General features: G+C 69.2%; 17 protein-coding genes. 10 read left to right on the top strand and 7 right to left on the bottom strand.

The genetic code is table 11. The features are described from left to right. Positions 1–39: 39 nt before the first annotated feature. The 6 genes from aroK to ACJMKX_RS11160 all read left to right on the top strand — a co-directional run bounded on the left by aroK (position 40) and on the right by ACJMKX_RS11160 (position 6,131). Complete coding sequence (aroK, locus tag ACJMKX_RS11185) at positions 40–549, top strand: shikimate kinase AroK (protein ID WP_405225063.1); 510 nt, start codon at positions 40–42, stop codon at positions 547–549. A 77-nt stretch (positions 550–626) separates the two neighbouring features. Next, positions 627–1,709, top strand: a complete 1,083-nt coding sequence (gene aroB, locus ACJMKX_RS11180; RefSeq protein WP_405225060.1) for a 3-dehydroquinate synthase — start codon at positions 627–629, stop codon at positions 1,707–1,709. 25 nt (positions 1,710–1,734) lie between these two features. Continuing rightward, complete coding sequence (locus ACJMKX_RS11175; protein ID WP_405225057.1) at positions 1,735–2,907, top strand: deoxyguanosinetriphosphate triphosphohydrolase; 1,173 nt, start codon at positions 1,735–1,737, stop codon at positions 2,905–2,907. 35 nt (positions 2,908–2,942) lie between these two features. Next, positions 2,943–3,695: an orotidine-5'-phosphate decarboxylase gene (pyrF, locus tag ACJMKX_RS11170; protein WP_405225054.1), complete on the top strand. Its 753-nt coding sequence runs from the start codon at positions 2,943–2,945 to the stop codon at positions 3,693–3,695. A gap of 4 nt (positions 3,696–3,699) precedes the next feature. Next, positions 3,700–4,761, top strand: coding sequence for a uroporphyrinogen decarboxylase (gene hemE, locus ACJMKX_RS11165; protein WP_405225051.1), 1,062 nt, complete (start codon positions 3,700–3,702; stop codon positions 4,759–4,761). Positions 4,762–4,868: 107 nt separating this feature from the next. Next, positions 4,869–6,131, top strand: a complete 1,263-nt coding sequence (locus ACJMKX_RS11160) for a DUF445 domain-containing protein (protein WP_405225048.1) — start codon at positions 4,869–4,871, stop codon at positions 6,129–6,131. 24 nt (positions 6,132–6,155) lie between these two features. Here the strand turns inward: ACJMKX_RS11160 and ACJMKX_RS11155 are convergent, their stop codons facing one another. Both ACJMKX_RS11155 and ACJMKX_RS11150 read right to left on the bottom strand, forming a co-directional pair. After that, entirely contained in the window at positions 6,156–7,829 is a 1,674-nt protein-coding gene (locus ACJMKX_RS11155) for an AMP-binding protein (RefSeq protein ID WP_405225045.1), read from the bottom strand. A gap of 125 nt (positions 7,830–7,954) precedes the next feature. After that, positions 7,955–8,608 carry an arylesterase gene (locus ACJMKX_RS11150; protein WP_405225043.1) on the bottom strand — a complete coding sequence of 218 codons (654 nt, stop codon included), beginning with the start codon at positions 8,606–8,608 and terminating at the stop codon, positions 7,955–7,957. Here ACJMKX_RS11150 and ACJMKX_RS11145 point away from each other — a divergent pair. Continuing rightward, positions 8,607–9,290, top strand: coding sequence for an ABC transporter ATP-binding protein (locus ACJMKX_RS11145; protein WP_405225041.1), 684 nt, complete (start codon positions 8,607–8,609; stop codon positions 9,288–9,290). The genes ACJMKX_RS11150 and ACJMKX_RS11145 overlap by 2 nt on opposite strands. Then, positions 9,290–11,779, top strand: a complete 2,490-nt coding sequence (locus tag ACJMKX_RS11140; RefSeq protein ID WP_405226616.1) for an ABC transporter permease — start codon at positions 9,290–9,292, stop codon at positions 11,777–11,779. The genes ACJMKX_RS11145 and ACJMKX_RS11140 overlap by 1 nt, the downstream gene beginning before the upstream one ends. A gap of 349 nt (positions 11,780–12,128) precedes the next feature. Here ACJMKX_RS11140 and ACJMKX_RS11135 read toward each other — a convergent pair whose 3' ends face one another. Continuing rightward, a complete protein-coding gene (locus tag ACJMKX_RS11135; RefSeq protein ID WP_405225038.1) occupies positions 12,129–13,553 on the bottom strand; it encodes a cryptochrome/photolyase family protein in 1,425 nt (474 codons plus the stop codon). Next, positions 13,554–14,531: a D-2-hydroxyacid dehydrogenase gene (locus ACJMKX_RS11130; RefSeq protein ID WP_405225035.1), complete on the bottom strand. Its 978-nt coding sequence runs from the start codon at positions 14,529–14,531 to the stop codon at positions 13,554–13,556. 143 nt (positions 14,532–14,674) lie between these two features. Here ACJMKX_RS11130 and ACJMKX_RS11125 point away from each other — a divergent pair, with 143 nt between their 5' ends. Beyond that, positions 14,675–15,124 (top strand): YcgN family cysteine cluster protein, encoded by a 450-nt coding sequence (locus tag ACJMKX_RS11125; RefSeq protein WP_405225032.1) that lies wholly within the window; start codon positions 14,675–14,677, stop codon positions 15,122–15,124. A 31-nt stretch (positions 15,125–15,155) separates the two neighbouring features. Beyond that, complete coding sequence (locus tag ACJMKX_RS11120) at positions 15,156–15,830, top strand: nitroreductase family protein (protein WP_405225030.1); 675 nt, start codon at positions 15,156–15,158, stop codon at positions 15,828–15,830. Positions 15,831–16,064: 234 nt separating this feature from the next. Here ACJMKX_RS11120 and ppc read toward each other — a convergent pair whose 3' ends face one another. Genes ppc through ACJMKX_RS11105 form a run of 3 tightly spaced genes read right to left on the bottom strand, consistent with a single transcriptional unit; the run spans position 16,065 to position 20,587 of the window. Further along, positions 16,065–18,821: a phosphoenolpyruvate carboxylase gene (ppc, locus tag ACJMKX_RS11115; RefSeq protein ID WP_405225027.1), complete on the bottom strand. Its 2,757-nt coding sequence runs from the start codon at positions 18,819–18,821 to the stop codon at positions 16,065–16,067. Between the two features lie 7 nt (positions 18,822–18,828). Beyond that, a complete protein-coding gene (locus tag ACJMKX_RS11110; RefSeq protein ID WP_405225024.1) occupies positions 18,829–19,311 on the bottom strand; it encodes a YajQ family cyclic di-GMP-binding protein in 483 nt (160 codons plus the stop codon). Between the two features lie 10 nt (positions 19,312–19,321). After that, positions 19,322–20,587 carry a TlpA disulfide reductase family protein gene (locus ACJMKX_RS11105; RefSeq protein ID WP_405225021.1) on the bottom strand — a complete coding sequence of 422 codons (1,266 nt, stop codon included), beginning with the start codon at positions 20,585–20,587 and terminating at the stop codon, positions 19,322–19,324. Positions 20,588–20,603: the final 16 nt, after the last annotated feature.

The following is a 20,603-nucleotide window of genomic DNA, read 5'->3' as shown; positions in this document are numbered from 1 at the left end:
CCGGCCTGCGGGCCGGCTTTCTTCCTTCCGGGCGGCATCTTGACTGACGGCTCCAGGATATTCCTCGTAGGCCCCATGGGGGCGGGGAAGTCCGCTGTCGGCCGCGCGCTGGCACGGGCGCTGAATCTCGAGTTCGTGGATACCGACGACGAGATCGAGCGGCGGACCGGCGTCGATATTCCGTTCATCTTCGAGAAGGAAGGCGAGGCGGGTTTCCGCAAGCGCGAGGCGGCGGTCGTCGACGAACTCACGGCGCGGCCGGACCTGGTGCTGGCCACCGGCGGCGGCGTGGTGGGTGACCCGGACAACCGTCGCAACCTGGCTGCGCGAGGCACCGTGGTCTACCTTCATGCCACGGTCGCGCAACAACTGGAGCGCACCCGCCGCGGCCGCGAGCGGCCCATGCTGGCGGAAGGCGACCCGGCGGAGACGCTGGGCCGTTTGTTCGCCGAACGCGAGCCCCTGTACCGGGAGATCGCCGACCTGGTGATCGAGACCGACGGCCGCCGGGTGCACCACGTGGTCGCGGATATCCGCAGCCGGCTGTGACCGGTCCGCAGGGCGCTTGATTCTGCCGCCGGCGCCCGGCAACTTAGGCGTTCCGCCGGCATCAGGAGCCGCCTTCCGTGACAGACCCCGAGACGCTCACCGTCCAGCTGGGCGCCAGAAGCTACCCGATCGATGTCGGCGAGGGCCTGCTCGCCGAGGCCGGGGCGCTCGCCGCCCGCCTGCGCGGGCCGGACGCGGTGGTAGTGACCAACGACGTGGTGGGGCCGCTGTACCTGGATGCTGCCCGGCGCGCGCTCGGTGATCGGCTGGCCGCCGTGCACGTGCTGCCGGACGGAGAGGCGCACAAAGACCTGGATCACGTCGCCGCGATCATCGACACGCTGGTGGGCGCGGGCGCCAACCGGGATACTACCGTGGTGGCCCTCGGCGGCGGCGTCGTGGGCGACATGGCCGGTTTCGCGGCGGCCTGCTACCAGCGGGGCGTGGACTTCATCCAGGTGCCGACCACGCTGCTGGCCCAGGTGGACTCGTCGGTGGGCGGCAAGACCGGCGTCAACCACGTCCGGGGCAAGAATCTGATCGGGGCATTCCATCAGCCGACCTTCGTGCTGATCGACCTCGCCACCCTGGATACCCTGCCGGACCGGGAGCTGGCGGCGGGCCTCGCCGAGGTCATCAAGTACGGGCTGCTGGGCGACGCGGTCTTCTTCGCCTGGCTGGAGGACAACATGGCGGCGCTGCGGCGCCGGGACAGGAGCGCGCTGCAGCACGCGGTGCGCCGCTGCTGCGAGATGAAGGCCGCCATCGTCGCGGCGGACGAGCGCGAGGCGGGCCGGCGGGCGCTCCTGAACCTCGGGCACACCTTCGGTCACGCCATCGAGTCGGTCACCGGCTACGGCGAATGGCTGCACGGCGAGGCGGTGGCCGCGGGCATGCTGATGGCGGCCCGTGCCAGCGGCCTGGGCGGGGCGGAATTCGACCGCGTCCGCGATCTGATCGCGGCGGCCGGGCTGCCCGTGGCGCCGCCGCCGGTGGGCGCCGCGCGGTTGCGCGAGGCGATGCAGTTCGACAAGAAGGTGCAGGCCGGACGCCTGCGCTTGGTGCTGCTGCGCGGTATCGGCGAAGCGTACGTGACCGCGGATTTCTCCGCGCAGGCGCTGGCCGAAGCGCTGGCGCCGGCCGCTCCCGAGGCGGGCTGAGCGGGTGTCGGGAACGAGGGAATACGTGGATCTGGAGCGAGCCGACGACGGCCTGCTGCCGGGGGCCGCGCGGGAGTCGCACAGCCCGGGCCGCCGCCACGCCGAGCCACCCCCGGTCTACCGCGGCGAGTACCAGCGCGACCGCGACCGCATCATCCATGCCAGCGCCTTCCGCCGGCTGGTCTACAAGACGCAGGTATTCGTCAACCACGAGGGCGACCTGTACCGCACGCGCCTGACCCACTCGCTGGAAGTCGCCCAGATCGCCCGCAGCGTGGCCCATACCCTCGGGCTCAACGAGACCCTGGCCGAGGCCGTCTGCCTGGCTCATGATCTCGGCCATACCCCCTTCGGCCACGCGGGGCAGGACGCGCTGAACGAGTGCATGCGCGACTACGGCGGCTTCGAGCACAACCTGCAGTCCCTGCGCGTCGTCGACGAGCTGGAGGAGAAGTACGCAGAGTTCGCCGGCCTGAACCTCATGTACGAGACCCGGGAGGGCATCCTGAAGCACTGCTCGGCCCGCCATGCCCGGGAGCTCGGCGAGCTCGGGCGGCGCTTCCTGGAGCGCCGCCAGCCGGGACTGGAAGCTCAGCTCGCGAATCTGGCCGACGAGATCGCCTACAACAACCACGACGTGGACGACGGGCTGCGCGCCGGCCTGCTGGGCGTGGAGATGCTGCGCGGCGAGCCGCTGTTCGCGGTGCAGCACGACGATGTGCTGGCGCGCTATCCCGGTCTGGAAGGCCGGCGTCTGATCCACGAGGTGATCCGGCGCATGATCAATCGGGTGGTCACCGACCTCATCCGGGAGACCGCCGGGCGGCTGCGCGCCGCGAACCCCCGCTCCATCGACCAGGTGCGGGACCAGGAAGGGCCGCTGGTGGGTTTCGGCGACGAGATCCGGGAGCAGCATCTCTCGCTGAAGCGATTCCTGCACGCGAACCTCTATCGCCATCACCGCGTGCTGGGCATGACGCTGAAGGCGCGCCGGGTCGTCGAGACCCTGTTCGCCGCCTACATGGACGAGCCGCGGCTGATGCCGGCCGAGTTCGCCACCGCGGCCCGCTCCGCCGGCCGGGAGCACGGCGACGCCGCCCGCGCACGGGTGGTGGCGGACTACGTCGCCGGCATGACCGACCGCTATGCCATCGCGGAGCACGAGCGGCTCACCGACCCTGCCGTCGGCAACACCTGAGCCGCGGCGCCCCGGCCGCGCGGAGCGGTGATAGAATGCACGCCCGCAGCCGAGGGGACACCGTGACCGACGACAGCATCGCAGACATAGCAGCCAGGGACAGACTGATCTTCGCACTCGACGTGCCGGACGTCGCCGTGGCCCGCCGCCTGGCCGGAGAGCTCGGCGACAGCGTTTCGTTCTACAAGATCGGTCTGGAGCTAGCCATGAGCGGTGGCTACTTCGAGCTGGCCGACTGGCTGATCGAGCGGGACAAGAAGGTGTTCCTGGACGTGAAGCTGTTCGACGTGCCCGCCACCGTCGCTGCGGCCGTCCGCAATCTCGCCGCCCGCGGCGCCACCTTCGCCACGGTGCATGGCAACCAGTCCATCATGGAGGCCGCGGCCGAGAACAAGGGCGACCTGAAGGTGCTGGCGGTGACCGTGCTCACCAGCCTGGACCGCGGCGACCTGGACGATCTCGGCTTCGACTGCGACGTGGAGGAGCTGGTGCTGTCCCGGGCCCGCCGCGCCTTCGAGGCCGGCTGCGACGGCGTGATCTCCTCCGGGCTGGAGGTGCCGCGCCTGCGCGAACACGTCGACAACCGCCTGCTGGTCGTGACGCCCGGCATCCGTCCGGTCGACAACCGCCCGGCGGACGACCAGAAGCGGGTGGTCAGCGTCCAGCAGGCCTTCGCCAACGGCGCGGATCACATTGTCGTCGGCCGACCCATCCGGGACGCCGATTCGCCGCGGGCTGCCGCGGAAGCCATACAGACCACCATCGCCGGCCTGTTCCCGGCGGAGTAGATTGATGAGCGAACTCGAGAACGATCTGTTGCTGCGCGCCCTGCTGCGCGAACCCGTGCCGCGCACGCCGGTGTGGATGATGCGCCAGGCGGGCCGCTACCTGCCCGAGTACCGCGCCACCCGGGCGCAGGCCGGGGATTTCATGGCCCTGTGCTCGAACCCGGATCTGGCCTGCGAGGTGACCCTGCAGCCGCTGGAGCGCTACCCGCTGGACGCCGCCATCCTGTTCTCCGACATCCTGACGGTGCCGGATGCGATGGGCTGCGGCCTGTATTTCGAGACCGGCGAGGGGCCGAAGTTCGAGCACCCGGTGCGCACCCCCGCCCAGATCGAGCAGCTGGCGGTGCCGGACGTCGCGGAGAAACTCGGCTACGTCATCGACGCCGTGCGGGTGATCCGCCGGGAGCTGGCCGGCCGGGTGCCGCTGATCGGTTTCTCCGGCAGCCCCTGGACGGTGGCCACCTACATGGTCGAAGGCGGCAGCAGCAAGAACTTCGGCCGCATCAAGGCCCTGCTCTACGACCGTCCCGATCTGATGGAGCTGCTGCTGAACAAACTCGCCGATACCACCCGGGACTATCTGAACGCCCAGATCCGGGCCGGTGCCCAGGCGGTGATGATCTTCGACACCTGGGGCGGCGTGCTGACGCCGGATACCTACCGGCGGTTCTCGCTGGCGGCGATGCAGCGGGTGATGGACGGCCTCGAGCGCGAGCAGGACGGCCGCCGCGTCCCCGTGGTGCTGTTCACGAAGAACGCCGGCCCGTTGCTCGCCGACATGGCGGAGACGGGCTGTGACGGCCTAGGCGTGGACTGGACCACGGACCTCGCCGATGCACGCCGCTACACCGGCGACAAGGTGGCGCTGCAGGGCAACCTGGATCCGTCCATGCTCTACGCAGGGCCCGAGGCGATAGCCGAGGCCGTGGCCGGCGTCCTGGCAAGCTACGGCAAGGGACCCGGTCACGTGTTCAACCTGGGCCACGGCATCCATCCGGACATCGATCCGGAGCACGTCAGTGCCATGCTGGAAGCCGTGCACAGGCTGAGCCCCCAGTATCATTGATGCCATTGAGCCCTTGTCACTGAATCCGCTCCACTGAACGCGGAGTCCTGACGGGAGCGCCGCCGCGGCAGGGATACCGCGGGGCCGCACCCGGGCGCGGAAAAGTCATGGAAGCGACGCTGTCAGACGGTCTCGACGCGCTGCGCGCTCAGCGCCTGCGCCGCATGAAGCGGGTGGCCGCCGGCCTGCTGGTGGCGATGGTCGTCCTGTACGTCGTCACAGGCTTCGGCGAAGAGCACTACCCGTGGCTGGGATACGTGCGCGCCTTCGCGGAGGCGGCGACCGTCGGCGCCCTGGCCGACTGGTTCGCGGTCACGGCACTGTTCCGTCACCCGCTCGGCCTGCCGATTCCCCACACGGCGATCATCTCCCGGCGCAAGGACGACATCGGCGCGAGCCTGGCCGGTTTCGTGGAGACCCATTTTCTGACCGCCGAGGCGCTGGCGCCGCGGCTCGAGAAAGCGGACTTCGCCGAGGGTATGGGCCGCTGGCTTGCCACCCCCGGCAACGCCGACCGGCTCACCCAGGACCTGTCGGTGATCCTGGGTCGGGTGCTTGCCAGCACCGACAACCGGCTGCTGCGGGATCTCGTCAAGTCGAACCTGCAGCGGGCGCTGAGCGAGACCCGGCTGACGCCGACGGTGGGCCAGCTGCTCGACCTGCTGCTCCTGCAGGACCCGGACCAGACGGTGATAAACGGCCTGGTCGGCCTCGCCCGCACCCAGCTCGACGAGAACCGGCTCCAGCTGCGTCAGCACATCGGCGAGCGCACGCCGTGGTGGCTGCCCAACTTCGTCGACGAGCAGATCTATCGCCGCATGGTCGCCGAGATCGAGGAGGTGCTCACCGGCATCACCGCCAGCGACACGGACACCGAGGCCCGCCAGCGTCTGCGGCGCACTCTGGAGGAGCTGGTGGCTTCGCTGAAGACCGACGAGGCGCTGATCGAGCGCGGCGAGGAGATCAAGCACCGGCTGCTGAAGCACCCGTCGCTGAAGCGTTACCTGTCCGGCGTCGTAGCCGACGTGAACCGCTTCCTGGAGGTAGAGGCGGCCGATCCGGAGTCGGGCATGCGCCGGCGCATCGCCGAATCGCTGGCCGGCGCGGGGGATACGCTGGCGGCCAACCCGGGGCTGCGCCTGGAGCTGGACAGCTGGTTCCGGGACACGCTGCTCTACATGGTCACCCGCTACCGGACCAACATCTCCTCGATCATCAGCGAGACCATCTCCGGCTGGGATGCCGAGGCCACCGCGCGGCGCATCGAGCTGCACGTCGGCCGCGACCTGCAGTTCATCCGCATCAACGGCACGCTGGTGGGCGGGCTCGTCGGGCTGACCCTCTACACCCTCTGGCAGTTCGTCATCTGAGGCACGGCGCCGTCTGGTGCCTTGTTACTGCTCTTCGTCGCGGAGCGCGCGGCGGAGTATCTTGCCCACGTTGGTCTTCGGCAGCTCGTCGCGGAACTCGACCACCTTCGGCACCTTGTAGCCCGTCAGATTCTCCCGGCAGTGGGCGACGACAGCCTTCTCCGTCAGCGACGGGACCTTGCGCACCACGAACACCTTCACCACCTCGCCGGCGCGCTCGTCGGGCTGGCCGACCGCCGCCACCTCGAGCACGCTGTCCATCTCGGCGATCACCTCCTCGATCTCGTTCGGGTATACGTTGAAGCCGGAGACCAGGATCATGTCCTTCTTGCGGTCCTCGATGTAGACGTAGCCGCGGTCGTCCATGCGGCCCATGTCGCCCGTACGGAACCAGCCGCCCTCGAGCATCACCTTCTCGGTCTCTTCCGGGTGGTTCCAGTAGCCCTCCATCACCTGGGGTCCGCGGATGCAGATCTCGCCGACCTCGCCGCCGGGCACCTCGCCACCGTTGTCGTCGCGGATGCTGACCTCCGTGGAGGAGATCGGCAGACCGATGGAGCCGTTGAATGCAGCATCGTCCGTGATGGGGTTGATGACCGCGGCCGGAGAGGTCTCGGTGAGGCCGTAGGCCTGGGTCAGCGTGTTGCCCGTTACTTCCTTCCAGCGCCGGGCCACCGGTTCCTGCACGGCCATGCCGCCGCCCACCGTGATCTGCAGGCTGCTGAAGTCGAGATCGGCGAAGCCCGGTGTGTTCAGCAGCCCGCTGAACAGGGTGTTCACGCCGGTGAAATAGGTGAACGGATACTTGGAGAGCTCCTTTACGAAGCCCTGGAAGTCGCGTGGGTTCGGGATCAGGATGTTGTGGCCGCCCAGCTTCATGATGCCCAGGCAGTTCCCCTCCAGCGAGAAGATGTGATAAAGCGGCAGCGCCGTGATGGCGACGACGTCCTGGTCCGGGTCCAGCTTCGCGCCCAGCCAGGCGGTGGACTGCTCCACGTTGTAGACCAGGTTGCGGTGGCTCAGCATCGCGCCCTTGGCCACGCCGGTCGTCCCGCCGGTGTACTGCAGGAAGGCGAGATCGCCGAGGTCGATATCCGGCGGCTGGAACACGAGGCTGCCGCCGTCGTAGAGGGCGTCCCGGAAAGATACGGACCCGGGCAGGTCGTAGGCCGGCACCTGCTTTCTGATGCGCTTCACGACGAAATTGACGATCTGGCGTTTCGGCGTGCCGAACAGGTCGCCCACCGCCGTCGTGACCACCGTCTCGACGGGGGTTTCGCCGATCACCTTCTCGAGGGTCGTGGCGAAATTCTCGAGTATGACTATAGCCTTTGCGCCGGAGTCCCTGAGCTGATGCTCGAGTTCCCGCGGCGTGTAGAGCGGGTTCACGTTGACGATCACCAGCCCGGCCCTGAGCGCCGCGCAGAGCACCACGGGGTACTGCAGGATGTTCGGCAGCATGATCGCGATGCGATCGCCCTTCGACAGGCCCGCCCGCTCCTGCAGCCAGGCCGCCATGTGCCGGGACAGGCGGTCCAGGTCGGCGTAGCTCAGGGTGACGTCCATACAGGTGTAGGCGGGCCGCCCGCCGTACTCCTTGAAGCTCGTCTCGATCAGGTCCCGGAGCGAGCGGAAGCCGCCGTTGTCCACTTCCGCCGGCACGCCCGGCGCATATTCCTTCAGCCAGAATTTCTCCACGGAATCCCCCTCGTGTGGCCGGCGCGCCGCGGGCGCCGGGGAGAATGTGTCACCCGACTACCTATACACGGGGCAGGACAGGCGGGCAAGCGGCTGCCGGGCGGCAGCTCGTCATCAGCTGGCCATCATTCCGCCAGTGCCGCCGCCACCGCCGGCCAGGCGTTGTCCAGCATCAACGGCTGGGCCTCGGCGTTGGGATGGATGCCGTCGGCCTGCATGAGCCCGTCGTCGAGCGCAACCCCGTCCAGGAAGAACTCCACCCACTCCAGATCGTAGGTCTCGGCCAGCTCGCCGTACAGGGCATGGAAGCTCTCGGCGTAGCGGGGACCGTAATTGACCGGAATGCGCATGCCGAGCAGTACCACCTCGGCGCCGGCCTCCCGGCTCTGCTCGATCATGGCCTCGAAATTCGATCGCACCACGCCCAGCGGCAGCCCGCGCAGGCCATCGTTGCCGCCGAGTTCGATGATCACCAGCTCCGGTTCGTGGCGCGTGAGTGCCGAGCCGAGGCGCGCCAGCCCGCCGGAGGTGGTGTCGCCGCTCACGCTGGCGTTGACGACCCGATGCCCGTAACCTTCGTGCGCGAGCCGCGAGGCCAGCAACGACACCCAGGATTCCTCCACGGTGAGGCCGTAGCCGGCGCTGAGGCTGTCGCCCAGCACGAGGACGGTGGGCGGCGGGCCGTCTGCGATATCGCTGCGCGCAGTATCCGCCAGGGAAACATCCGCAACAGCCGGCACGCCGAATACCAGCAGCAGGGTCAGGAAGAGCTTGTTCATGTCAGTGGATTCAAATGCGGCGCTCGTCGCCGAGCATCTCAGTAAAAAGGTTACCAGTCCGGAAGGAAGTCTGACCATTCTGGACGACGTCAGTTTCGCGATCGGCCGCGCGGAGTCGGTGGCCATCGTCGGGCCGTCCGGCGCCGGCAAGTCGACACTGCTGGCGCTGCTCGCCGGTCTGGACACGCCCACCTCCGGCCGGGTATGGCTGGAGGGCCGGGAACTCTCGGCGCTGGACGAGGACGGCCGCGCTGCGGTGCGCGCCGCCCGCGTGGGCTTCGTCTTCCAGTCGTTCCACCTGGTGCCGTCGCTCACGGCCATCGAGAACGTCATGCTGCCGATGGAACTCGACGGGGCCGAGGATGCCAGGGAGCGGGCCGCGGCCATCCTCGCCGAGGTGGGGCTGGCAGCCCGCAAGGGCCATTACCCGAACCAGCTATCGGGCGGCGAGAAGCAGCGGGTGGCCATCGCCCGGGCCTTCGCCACGAATCCGGCGGTGCTGTTTGCCGACGAGCCCACCGGTAACCTGGACGCGGCCACCGGCGAACGCATCATCGACCTGCTGTTCCGCCTGAACAGCGAGTCGGAGGCCACGCTGGTGCTGGTCACCCACGACGAGCCGCTGGCCGGGCGCTGCGATCGGCGCCTGTCGCTGGAGGCGGGAAGCCTGGTCGGGCAGTGATGAAGACCGCCGCGTTCGCATTCACGGCGCTCAGGCGCGAGGCGCGCTCCGGCGAGCTGATCGTACTGGCGGCGGCGCTGGCCATCGCGGTGACCTCCCTCACGGCGATCGGGTTCCTCACCGATCGCATCGCGCAGGCAGTGGCGCTGCAGGCCGCCGAAGTGCTTGCCGCCGATATCCGCCTGCGCTCGGCCCGGGGGATGGACGAGGCGCCCCTCGCCTCCGCCCGCGAACTGGGGCTCGAGACGGCCGAGACGCTGACCTTTCCGAGCGTCGTATTCGCCGGCGAGCGAAACGCGCTGGCGACCATCAAGGCCGTCGGCCCCGGCTATCCCCTGCGCGGCGCCGTGCGCATCGCCGACGAGATCTTCGGCGCGGAGCGGACCGTGGGCGGTCTGCCGCCACCGGGTACCGTGTGGGCCGACGACGCCCTGCTGGCCCGCATCGGCGCCGGTGTGGGCGACGCGGTCGAGGTGGGCGCGTCCACGCTGACCGTGGACGCCGTGCTGACCTACCGTCCGGACCAGACACCCGGATTTGCCGGCCTGGCGCCCAGCCTGCTGATGAACCTCGACGAGGTGGCCGCCACCGGCCTGGTGCAGACCGGCAGCCGGGTCAGTCACGCGCAGCTGTTCGCCGGCGAACGCGAAGCGGTGCGCCGCTTCGTCGAGGAGTGGCAGGAGCGCCTGCCCGACACGGTGCGGCTGGAGGACCGCGGCGATGCGGGTGAGGAGCTGAATGCGGCGGTGGAACGGGCCGGGCGTTTCCTCTCGCTGGCGTCGCTCGTGAGCCTGCTGCTGTCGGCCGTGGCCGTGGCCATGTCCGGCCGGCGCTATGCGGAACGGCGGCTGGACTCGGTGGCCCTGATGAAGAGCCTGGGGGCGTCGCAGTCGTTCATATTCCGGGTCTCGCTGCTGCAGCTCCTGATGATCGGGCTGGCCGCGGGCTTGGTCGGCGCCGGCATCGGTTTCCTGGCAGAAAGCGGGCTGTCGCGGCTGCTCACCGGCCTGATCGGCAGCGACCTGCCGGCGCCCTCTCTGACGCCGGTGGCGCTCGGCGTGGGCACATCGCTCATCCTGTTGCTCGGCTTCGCGCTGCCCTCGCTGATGCGCCTGAAGAGCACGCCACCCCTGCGTGTGCTGCGCAGGGACATGACGCCGCCGCCGCCCGCCGCCTGGCTCACCACGCTGGCTGCGCTCGGTGCGCTGACGGCGCTCGTCTACTGGGCGGTGCGCGACGTCGCCCTGCTGGTCCTGGTCCTGGGCGGCACGGCAGTGATTGCCGGTGTGCTGTATCTGGCCGGGCGTCTGCTGGTGCTCGCGCTGTCGCGGATGCGGGGCCGGGTGGGCGTCGCCTGGCGCTACGGACTTGCGAACGTCGCCCGCCGCGGCGGCGACAGCGCGGTGCAGGTGGTGGCATTCGGGCTCGGGCTGATGGTCCTGCTGCTGCTCACGCTGGTACGCAACGACCTCCTGGCCGGCTGGCGCGCCACCCTGGACGAGGATGCGCCGAACCACTTCCTGATCAACATCCAGCCGGACGACCGGGCGAGCGTCGCCGACATCCTCCGCGGCGCCGGCATCGAGGAGCCGGAGTTCGTGCCACTCGTGCGCGCGCGGCTGACGGCCATCAACGGGACGCCCATCGGCCGGATCACGTTCGAGGACGAGCGGGGCCGCGGCATGTCGGAGCGGGAGCAAAACCTCTCCTTCACCGCAGAACTCTCCGCCAGCAACCGGGTGGTGGCGGGCAACTGGTGGCCGCCCGGCTACGACGGCGAGCCGCTGGTGTCCGTGGAGGCCGATGCCGCCGAGGAACTCGGGGTGGGGCTGGGCGACGAGTTCTCCTATCTGGTGGCGGGCGAGCCACTCACTGCCGAGGTGGCGAGCATCCGCGAGATCCAGTGGGACTCCTTCGAGCCCAACTTTTTCATGGTGCTCTCGCCGGGCGCGCTGGAGGGCTACCCGAAGACCTACATCTCCAGTTTCTACATCGATCCGGACAGCAAGGGCGTGCTGCTGGAGCTGGTGCGCAGCCACCCCAGTATCTCGGTGATCGACATCCAGGCGCTGATCGCGCAGGTGCGCGGCGTCATCGACAAGGCCGCCCTGGCGGTGCAGTACGTCTTCCTGTTCACCCTGCTGGCCGGGCTGGTCGTGCTGTTCGCCGCGGTTCAGGCCACCCTGGACGAGCGCCGCTACGAGAGCGCGCTCCTGCGCACCTTCGGCGCAAAACGCCGGACGGTGATGGCCGGTCTCGCCTCGGAGTTCCTGGCGCTGGGACTCCTCGCCGGCGTATTCGCGGCGGCGGGCGCGACAGTCCTCGGCATGCTCGCCGCGAAACGGCTCTTCGACCTGGACTACACCGTCGATCCGGTGCTGTGGCTGGCCGGGATGGTGGCCGGCATGTTGCTGGTGGGTATCAGCGGCACGCTGGCCGCCCGCGGTGCGGTGAATGCGCCGCCGGTCAACACGCTCCGCCGCGCCTGATTACCCTTTCTTTCCTGGCCGCCCTGCGGGGGTATCCATCTTGCTCCCGACAAAAGGTCGCGGCGATGGATACCCCCGCATGACGGCCGTGCTCGCGGTGGCGTAAAGGAAGCGCCAGTCAGTTGCGGTGACTGACGGGTGCCAAACCTCCGGCTAAGGGCCCGCCATCGACCGGGGCGTACTGCGGAGGCCGTCCGGACCGACTGGAGCCAGGACGGCGGGAAGGAGGTCTGGCCGAAGCGAGCGAGGACAGGACGTCCGAGTGAGCGTCCGCCGCGGTACGCCCCGGTCGATGGCGGGCCAACGCCAAAAGAAAGACGGATCGGGCCTGAAGGCCCTCCTACATGTGTTACACGGATTTGAGGGCCTCGAGGGCTTCCTTGCGGGACTGCTTCAGGTCGACGATGGGCCGCGGGTAGTCCTCGCCCGGCGTGAAACCGAGGCGTCGGGCCTCGTCCGCGGGCAGCGTCCACGGCTCGTGGAGGTAGCGGTCGGGCACGTGCTCGAGTTCGGGTACCCAGCGGCGCACATAGCTGCCGTCGCCGTCGAAGCGCTCGCCCTGGCGCACCGGATTGAAGATGCGGAAATAGGGCGCGGCGTCGGCGCCGCAGCCCGCCGACCACTGCCAGCCCATGGTGTTGTTGGCCAGATCCGCGTCCACCAGCGTGTCCCAGAACCAGCGCGCGCCCTCCAGCCAGTGCAGGCGGATGTTCTTCACCAGCAGCGAGGCGACGATCATGCGCACCCGGTTGTGCATCCAGCCGGTGTGCCACAGCTCGCGCATGCCGGCATCGACGATGGGTATGCCGGTGCGGCCACGCTGCCAGGCCTCCAGCATGTCCTCGCCGTCTTCCCGCCAGGGGAAGTCCCGGTACTTCTCGTATAGCGGTTCGTCGGTCGTGCGCGGGAAGTGGTAGAGCACGTGGTGGGCGAACTCCCGCCAGCCGAGCTCGCGCAGCCAGGCCGCGGTGCCGTCGGGATAATCCTCCGCCCGGGTCGCGATGCGCTGCCAGGCATGGCGGGGTGAGATCTCGCCGAAGTGGAGGTGGGGCGAAAGCCGGGAGACGCCGTCCACGGCCGGGATGTCCCGGGTCTCGTCGTAGTCGCGCAGTGCACCGTCGGCGAAGGTCTCCAGCCGCTGTCGGGCGCCGGCCTCGCCCGGCGTCCACTGCTCCCGGAAGCCTCCGGCCCAGTCGATTCGCGGCAGATAACCCAGTTCGCCGAGATCCAGCGACGCAGGCCAGGTATCCGGTGGCCGCGCGGTATGCGGCGCTTCATGCGTTTCCGGCGGCGGCAGCTCCTGCTTCGCCCGCCGCCAGAAGGGCGTGAACACCCGGTAGGGGTCGCCGCTGCCCGTGGCGATCTCCCAGGGTTCCAGCAACAGCGCTGCTTTCTCGCTGCGGCCGCGGATACCGGACTCGGCCAGCCCCTCCTTCACACGGGTGTCCCGCTGCACGAGGTGGGGGTCATACAGACGGTTCCAGTGCACGGCATCCGCCCCGGTGTCGCCGGCCAGCTCGCGCAGCACGGCCAGCGGATCGCCGCGGCGGATCACCAGCCGGCTGCCCTTCTGCCGCAGCGCCTCGTCCAGTGCGGCCAGGCTGTGATGCAGCCACCAGCGCGAGGCGCTGCCGTGCGCCCACTCGCCCTCTTCGTCGTCATGGATGAAGACGGGGACGATGGTGTCGCTCTCGTCCACGGCCCGGCGCAGCGCCGGGTTGTCCGAGAGCCTCAGGTCCCGACGAAACCAGATCAGCGCGGTGCCTCGCGACATTCAGTTCACCCGGTTGCGAGGCTCGCCGGCGAGCCAGGCGCGGGCGTTGGCGGCGAGTTCCTCGATGGCGCGCTGCCGGGACTCCCGGGCCGCCCAGGCGGTGTGGGGGGTGAGGATCAGGTTATCGCCCCGGTAGTCGAGCAGCGGGTCGCCGTCCACCGGCGGCTCCTGGGGCAGCACGTCGATGCCGGCGCCCGCGATGCGACCGTCGCTGAGTGCCGCGGCCAGAGCGGCGCTGTCCACCAGCGCGCCGCGGGCCGTGTTGATGAGTACCGAATCCGGCTTCATGCGGCCCAGTTCACCGGCGCCGATCATCCCCCGGTTGTCCTCCGTCAGTGGGCAGTGCAGGCTGAGCACATCCGACTCGGTGAGTACCTCCTCGAACGGCCGGCGGCCCGGCCGCAGGGAGTCCGCGCCCGGGCGTTCGCTGATCAGCACCTCCATCCCCAGCGCTTCGCCCATGCGGCCGACGCCGCGGCCGAGCGCGCCGTAGCCGACGATGCCGAGGCGTCTGCCGGCCAGTTCCCGGATGGAATAGTCGAGCAGACAGAAGTTGCCGGCCTGCTCCCAGTCGCCGGCGGCGACCAGCGCCGTGTACTCGGCGAGCCGGTGGGTGAGCGAGAGCATGACGCCCGTGACGTGCTGCACCACGGACTGCGTGCAGTAGTCGCGGATGTTCGCCACGGCGACACCCTGCTCCCCGGCCGCCTCGAGGTCGATGTTGTCGACGCCCGTGGCCGTGAGTCCCACGAAGCCCAGGCGGCTCGCGCCCTCGATCTCCGCACGGCCCAGCTTCACCTTGTTCAGGAAGACCAGTCTGGCGTCTGCAATACGGCGGGCGACCTCTTCGGGCTCGGTGGCACCGTGCACCTCCAGGCTGCCGCCGACGGCGTCAGCCAGCGGGGCGAGGTCCAGGTCGCCGGCACCCATAGTGTCCAGGTCGAGGAATACGGCGTCGGCTTTGGGGCTATTGCTCATTGTGATGGCCGGGCGAAAACGATTAGTTTAGCAACCGTGGCCCGATGCGAGGCCAGTGACAGGCGGAGCCGGCGGGGCGGGCAATTGGACGGAGCACTGACATCGGTAGCGGCAGCTCGCGGTGGACCGGGGAGGACGCCGGCGTGAAACCGTTCTGGGAGACCACGCCGCTGGCGGCGATGACCCGCGAGCAGTGGGAGTCGCTGTGCGACGGCTGCGCCCGCTGCTGCCTGCACAAGCTGGAGGACATCGACACCGGCGAAGTGGGCTACACCCGGGTGGCCTGCCGGTTACTGGAGCTCGGCAGCTGCCGCTGCTCGGACTACGCGAATCGTTCCGCGCGGGTGCCCGACTGTCTCGTGATGAGCCCGGATTCGCTGGACGAGATGGCCCGGCTGCCCCGGTCCTGTGCCTATCGCCGCATCAGCGAGGGCCGCGGCCTCGCCTGGTGGCATCCGCTGGTTAGTGGCGATCCGGAGACCGTCCACGAGGCCGGCATCTCCGTGCGTGCCTGGGCGGTGTCCGAGAACGAGCACGGCGAGCCGGATCCGGAGTGCGACATGATCCCACTGCCCGGCGGGTCCGGGCCCTGACGGCCGCCGCGAGCGGCGCGAGGAGAGAGCGATGGCCGATGCCCGATTCATCCCGCTGCCCGCCTACCGGGAGTTCCCGGTCGCCGACATGCGCGACCGGGCGCGGCGCTTCCACGAGGAACTCGAGCGCCGACGCAGCGTGCGCGATTTCTCGTCCCGGCCCGTGCCGCGGCAGATCATCGACGACTGCCTGCGTGCCGCGGGCACCGCCCCCAGCGGTGCCAACCGTCAGCCATGGCACTTCGTCGTGGTCAGCGGTCCGCAGACCAAGCGCCGCATCCGCGAGGCTGCGGAGGCTGAAGAGCGGGAGTTCTACCAGCGCCGCGCGCCGGACGAATGGCTGCAGGCACTGGCGCCGCTGGGCACGGATGCGGAGAAGCCCTTCCTCGAGAAGGCGCCGTACCTGATCGCCGTATTCCTGCAGAAATACGGCCGTCTCGAGGACGGCACCCGGGCAAAGCACTACTACCCTCAGGAGTCCGTGGGTCTCGCCACCGGCATGCTGATCACGGCGCTGCACCACGCCGGCCTGGCCACCCTCACCCACACGCCCAGCCCGATGGGCTTCCTGAACGAGATCCTGGAGCGTCCGAAGAGCGAGCGGCCGTTCCTGCTGCTGGTGACGGGCTATCCCGGCAAGGACGCCAGAGTGCCGGACATCCGCCGCAAGGCGCTGGAAGAATTCGTCACCTACAACGACGTGTAGGAGGGCCTTCAGGCCCGATGAGTCGCGGCTGAAGCCGCTCCCACCATTGTCTATTCGCTCCAGTCGGTCCGGACGACCCCACGACCCTTATCCACCCGCTGAAGGGCCCGTAGCCGAGAGGAATGGCACGAGTCAGCAGGCGCCGCAGACTGGCAGTTCCTTCACGGCGCCACGGCCACAATAGAACGGGGTCTGGCAGAGCGGGATCGGGCCTGAAGGCCCTCCTACACGGGATCAGCCGGTGTTCTGCAGTCCCTGCGCGATGCCGTTCACGCTGGCCAGCAGCGCCGCGAACAGTTCGTCGTCGTCGCGCTCCTTCGCGCGCCAGCGGGCCAGCAGATCCACCTGCAGCAGGCTCATGGGGTCCACGTAGGGATTGCGCAGCATGATGGCCCGCTGCATCGTCTTGTCCTTCTCCAGCAGGTTCGCGTTGCCGGTGAGTTTCAGCACCATGTCCCGGGTCAGTTCGAATTCTTCGCGGATCACGGGGAAGAACTTCCCGTGCAGGGTGCCGGCCAGCTCCGAGTAGCGCGAGGCGATGGTCATGTCGGATTTCGCCAGCACCATCTCCACGTCGGAGAGCAGCGACTGCAGATAGAACCACTCCCGGGTCATCGCGTTGAAGGCCTCTTCGCCGTGGATCTCGATGGCTGCACGCAGTCCGCTGCCGAAGCCGAACCAGCCCGGCAGGATGTGCCGGCTCTGGGTCCAGGCGAATACCCAGGGGATGGCCCGCAGGTCCTGGATGCCCCGCTGCTTGCGCCGTGACGAGGGCCGCGAGCCGATGCGCATGCGCTCGATGACGTCGATGGGGGTGGCACAGCGGAAGTAGTCGAAGAAGCCCGGCCGTTCGTAGACCAGCCCCCGGTAGACCTTGCGGCTCTCGCCGGCGACGGTGTCCATCATCTGCCGCCACTCGTCCGGTTCCGGCGTGGTGCGCTCCGGGTTGGCGGTGGCGATGGATACCGACGCCATCAGCTGCTCCAGCGTGCGCAGCGCGATGCCGCGCAGGCCGTATTTCTCGTTGATGATCTCGCCCTGTTCGGTGACACGCAGGCGCCCGCGGATGGTGTCCGCCGGCGCGCCCAGTACGGCGGCGTGGGTCTTGCCGCCGCCGCGGCTGGTGGTGCCGCCGCGGCCGTGGAAGAGCGTGATGTCGAGGTCCTCGCTGTCGAGTTCGCGCACGAGGTCCGCCTGGGCCTCGTACAGCGCCCAGCGCGCCGAGGCCAGCCCCGAGTCCTTGTTGCTGTCGGAATAGCCCACCATGATCATCTGCTCGTCGCCGCGGTGGGCGAGGTGCTTGCGGTAGACCGGGTCGGCCAGCAGTTCCTGCATGATGCGGGTGCCGTTCCTGAGATCGTCGACGGTCTCGAACAGGGGCGCGACGTCCAGCGGCACCTTACCGCCCTTCGACGCCAGGTCGCCCCAGCGGCCCAGCAGCAGCACGGACAACACGTCGTCGGCGCCCTGCGTCATGCTGACGATGAACGGCCCGATGGCCCGTTTGCCGTACTTGCGCCGGCAGAAGGAGATGGCCTGGAACACGGCCAGGGTCTTGCGGATGCGGGTGTCGGTGCTGTCGGCCCTGGGCAGCTCGCGGTCCTGCAGTGCTTCGCGGATCCGCTCCGCCCGCGCCTCCGGAGTCCACTCCAGCCAGTCCTCGATGTCCAGACAGCGGCCCACCACCTCGCGGTGCACCAGTGCGTCCTGGCGCACGTCCAGGGTGAGGAGGTGGAAACCGAAGGTGCGGATGCGCCTCAATAGCCGGCGCACCGCGAACAGCCCGGCATGGCGGCCATGGTTCCCCCGCAGGCTGGTCGCGATGAGGCGGATGTCCGCCTCGAATTCCTGAGCCGATTCGTACGGGAAGGCGCCGTCGTCGTAAGTGGACTGCAGGCGCTCCTGCACGAGGCGGAGGTACACCCGGTAGGGCATCTCCCGGTGGCGCGCGGGCACCGCATGCCAGGCGTGGGGGAAGTGGCCCCGGTAGACCTCGATGCGCTCCAGAATGGCGGGCGCCACGCCCACGCGGGACATCGTCTGACTGAGTTTGCCGGACAACCGTCCGCACTCCCGATAATAGAGGTCCAGGATCAGGGATCGCTGCCGGGTCAGCGTCTCGCGGATGGTCTTCGCGCCCACGTTGGGATTGCCGTCCATGTCGCCGCCGACCCAGGAGGCGAAGGAGATGATGTCCGGTATCTCGATATTGTCGAGAGTCTCCTGGCCGTAGACGGCGCCGACGGCGTCTTCGAGGCTCTCGTAGAACGGCGGCAGCACCCGATAGAGCACGTCGGTGAGGAAGAACAGCACGTGCTCGAGCTCGTCGGCGACGGTCATGCTTTCGGAGGGGTGTTCCTCGGTCTGCCAGATGGTGGTGACCTCGGCGCGGATCGAGGCGAGCGCGGTGCGCTCCTCCTGGGGCGTCAGCGTGGGGTTCAGCATGTCCACCAGATGGCGGACGATATTCTGCTCCTTGCGCAGGATGGTACGGCGCGTAGGCTCGGTGGGGTGGGCCGTGAACACCGGCTGGATGCGGAGGCGATGCAGCAGCGTGTCGAGGTCCGCGTTGCTGACGCCGGCCTCGTGCAGGTCGCGCAGAGCGTACTCCAGGCCGCCGGGCTGGAAGGTGTCCTCGTCCCGCAGATAGTCCCGGCGCCGCCGGATGCGATGCACCTTCTCCGCCGTGTTCACCAGTTCGAAGTAGGTGGAGAAGGCGCGGATCACGTCGCGCGCGGTGTCCGGCGGCAGGGCCTGCACCAGGTCGGTGAGCTCGGCCGCCGCCTCCCGGTCGCCCTCCCGGCGGCGAATGGAGATGCGCCGGGCGCTCTCCACGAGTTCGTACAGGGACTCGCCGCCCTGCTCGCGCAACAGCTCGCCGATCAGCCGGCCGAGTGTGCGCACGTCGTCGCGCAGCGCCCGGTCCTTGCGCGCGAAGACGATCTCGCTGCGGCGCAGCCCCCCGTTGCCGCTGTCGGCTGGCTCGCTCACGGGCGGGTCAGTCGCGGAAGTTCTCGTACTGGAGCGGCAGGTCGATGTCGGCGTCCTTCAGCAGCGCGATCGCCGCCTGCAGGTCGTCCCTCTTCTTGCCATTGATGCGGACCTTGTCCCCCTGGATGGATGCCTGCACCTTCATCTTCGAATCCTTGACGAGCCTGACGATCTTCTTCGCCAGCGCCGAGTCGATGCCCTGGCGCAGCGTCACGGTCTGGCGCGCCTCGCTGCCGCTCTCCTCGACGTCGCCCGCCTCCAGGCAGGCGACGTCGATGCCCCGCTTGGCGAGCTTCTGGTGCAGGATGTCCATCATCTGCTGCAGCTGGAACTCCACCTGCGCGCGCAGGCGGATCGCCGAATCCTCCTGCTCGAACCTCGCGCCGGTGCCCTTGAAGTCGAAGCGGTTGGCGACCTCCCGGTTGGCCTGGTCCACCGCGTTGGTAACCTCGTGCATGTCCACTTCGGAGACGACGTCGAACGATGGCATGTGGCCCTCCTCAGGCTGCGTCCTCGGCTGCCGGCGCGGGCTCGGCCAGCAGGTCCTCGATGAAGGTGGTCATCTCCCGGGTCAGCTGCTCGTAGTGCTCGCCCGTGCCCGGACCCTGGAATCCGGTATGGATCTGGCGCACGCGCCCGCCCCGGCCGATGAAGATGGTGGTGGGGAAAGCGAGCACGTGATTCAGCGCCGGCAGGGTCTTCCCCGCTTCCGTCTTGTCCGAGATGCCCGCAATCAGTGTGGTGTACTCGATGCCGAACTTCTGCCGGAACTTCTCCACCTGGGCGGCGGCTGCATCGAAGTCCTCCAGGTGTTCGTACATGAGTGCGATCACCTCCAGGCCCTGGCCGCGCAGCCGCTGGTACAGCGGCGCCATGAACGCGGCCTCGTCGTGGCAGTTCGGGCACCAGCTGCCGGCCAGCGTCACCACCACCACCTTGCCGCGGAAGCGTTCGTCGTCCAGCGAGACGGGCTCGCCGCGCGTATCGGGGAAGGTGAAGGTGAAGCGCTCGTAGCCGGGCTTCAGGAAGGTGAGCCGCCGGGCGTCTGCCAGCGTGGCGCGCGGGTTGCGTACGGCCGACCAGGTCTCCTGCCACTCGGTGCCGGACCAGAAGCGGCCAGTGAGCCGGCCGTCTTCTTCCACCGCCTTGAACAGGAACGCGTGGGCACCGTCGAACTTGGACAGCGTCACCTCGCGCCCGCGCACCGTGCCTTCCAGGTAGCGGTAGTCGCCGGTCTCGGTGAGGAAGGTGCCGAACAACCGGTTGCCGCGCTGGGCGAACTCGCCCACGGCCGGATGCTGGTTGCCGTCCGGTTCCGTGAAGCTCACCTCCCAGCGCCCGGAGACGTCCACTTCCGCCGTGGCGTGAGGCTGGCTCGGCGCGGCCGTGCCGGGAACGGCGGCGAAGGGGATGCGCTGCTCCTTCCCGTAACGTTTCACCAGCGTCAGCGTCCCGGTCAGCCGGCCCTCCGCCCACTCCGCCTCGATCCGGTTGTTGTAGGCCGGGAATGTCAGGGTGATCCGACTGCCGGCGACGGCGACTTCGGGTACACGTACCCGCTCCTGGCCGTTGATCAGTGTGGCGCGGTGGCCGGCGCCGTCGCGGCCCAGCTCCAGGCCGAACGGCGCGCGGCCGCCGGGCAGCTCGAGCCAGGCGCGCCAGGCACCCAGCGGCGGCTCGGACGGCGCGTCGGTGGGTTCCTGGCCGCAGCCCGCCACCAGCGCTAGGGCCAGTGCAGCGAGCAGTGCTCTCCCAAACCTCGGCATGTGTTCGGCTCCGTGC

This window comes from Lentisalinibacter sediminis (genome assembly GCF_040706615.1).
Classification (GTDB): domain Bacteria; phylum Pseudomonadota; class Gammaproteobacteria; order Steroidobacterales; family Woeseiaceae; genus Lentisalinibacter; species Lentisalinibacter sediminis.
The sequence above is the reverse complement of the archived record's forward strand: the minus strand, read 5'-3'. Positions and strand labels throughout refer to the sequence as shown.